The following is a 1,275-nucleotide window of genomic DNA, read 5'->3' as shown; positions in this document are numbered from 1 at the left end:
TGAGCTTCCCCCTGTAGCGCGGACACTTGAGGTGAGGGCAGGCGTGATCATCAGGAAGGATGTCGTCCATGCCCTCTCCACACTCGCCCGAGTTCCGCCGCCGCGCTGTCGAGCTGGCGCGCCAGGGCAGCAAGTCCACCGTCGAGCTCGCCAAAGACCTCGGTATCAGCCGCTCCTGCCTGCAGAACTGGGTGGCCCAAGCCGCCGCCGAAGAAAAAGCGGTCGGCGAGGCCGCCCGGCCCACAAATGCGGAAAAGAAGGAACTGGCCGAGCTGCGCCGCCGCAACAAGCAGTTGGAAGCCGAGAACCAGATCCTCAAGCGGGCCGCGGCCTATTTCGCCAGTGAGAACGTACTCCCAAAGTAATGTACTCGCTGGTCCGTGAATGTGCCGCCGACTCGATCCCTGTCGCGGTGGCCTGTCGAGTACTGGACGTCTCCACGTCGGGATACTACGCCTGGCGCGATCGGCCTGAATCGCCGCGCGCCCAGCGCAACAAGGAAATCACGAAGATGATCCGCACCGTTCACGAGGAATCGCGCGGCACCTACGGGGCGCCGCGCGTGCACGCCGAACTGGTGCTGGGCCTGGGCGAGCGCGTCAACCGCAAGCGCGTGGAGCGCCTGATGCGCGAGGCCGGCCTGCAGGGCCTCTACCGGCGCCGGATCCGCCGCGGCCGGGCCAACCCCGCCACCGAGGAGGACCTGGTCCAGCGCCGCTTCCATGTTCCTCGGCGCGACCGCCTGTGGCTGACCGATATCACCGAACACCCGACGCAGGAAGGGAAACTCTACTGCGCTGCCGTGATGGACGCCTATTCGCGACGTGTCATCGGCTGGTCGATGGACGCGCGCCAGGACACCGACTTGGTGGTCAATGCGCTGGCAATGGCCGTCGCGCGGCGCAATCCGATTCCGCGTTCCACGATACTGCATTCCGACCACGGGACCCAGTACACGTCGTGGGCATTCGGGAAGAGGTTGCGCGATGCCGGACTGCTCGGGTCGATGGGAACGGTGGGCGACTGCTATGACAATTCCATGATGGAGTCGCTGTGGGCGACGATGCAACTGGAGCTGCTCGACAGCCGCCCGTGGAAAAACCGCGAGGAATTGTCCGCAGCGATCTTCGAATGGATAGAATGCTGGTATAATCCTCATAGGCGCCACTCCAGTATCGGGATGCGCAGTCCCACCGCGTTCGAAGGGCTCAACCTGCCCTCAGACACCCGCGGCTGACCTCACCGACGGTGTCCGTGCAAGCGGGGGAAGCTCAC

2 protein-coding genes are annotated in these 1,275 nt (G+C 64.9%); both read left to right on the top strand.

From position 1 onward, the window contains the following. Nucleotides 1-68 precede the first annotated feature (68 nt). Nucleotides 69-365: a transposase gene (locus RM446_RS24605; protein ID WP_311547827.1), complete on the top strand. Its 297-nt coding sequence runs from the start codon at nt 69-71 to the stop codon at nt 363-365. Further along, complete coding sequence (locus RM446_RS24600; RefSeq protein ID WP_311547826.1) at nt 365-1,237, top strand: IS3 family transposase; 873 nt, start codon at nt 365-367, stop codon at nt 1,235-1,237. The genes RM446_RS24605 and RM446_RS24600 overlap by 1 nt, the downstream gene beginning before the upstream one ends. Nucleotides 1,238-1,275 lie beyond the last annotated feature (38 nt).

It is taken from the genome of Streptomonospora wellingtoniae, from assembly GCF_031845375.1.
GTDB classification, from domain to species: domain Bacteria; phylum Actinomycetota; class Actinomycetes; order Streptosporangiales; family Streptosporangiaceae; genus Streptomonospora; species Streptomonospora wellingtoniae.
This window is presented reverse-complemented; position numbering and strand designations above follow the sequence as displayed.

Bases quoted from the DNA above. Each gene is read 5' to 3' on its own strand.
- RM446_RS24605 (WP_311547827.1), top strand. From the start codon at position 69: ATGCCCTCTCCACACTCGCCCGAGTTCCGCCGCCGCGCTGTCGAGCTG.
- RM446_RS24600 (WP_311547826.1), top strand. From the start codon at position 365: ATGTACTCGCTGGTCCGTGAATGTGCCGCCGACTCGATCCCTGTCGCG.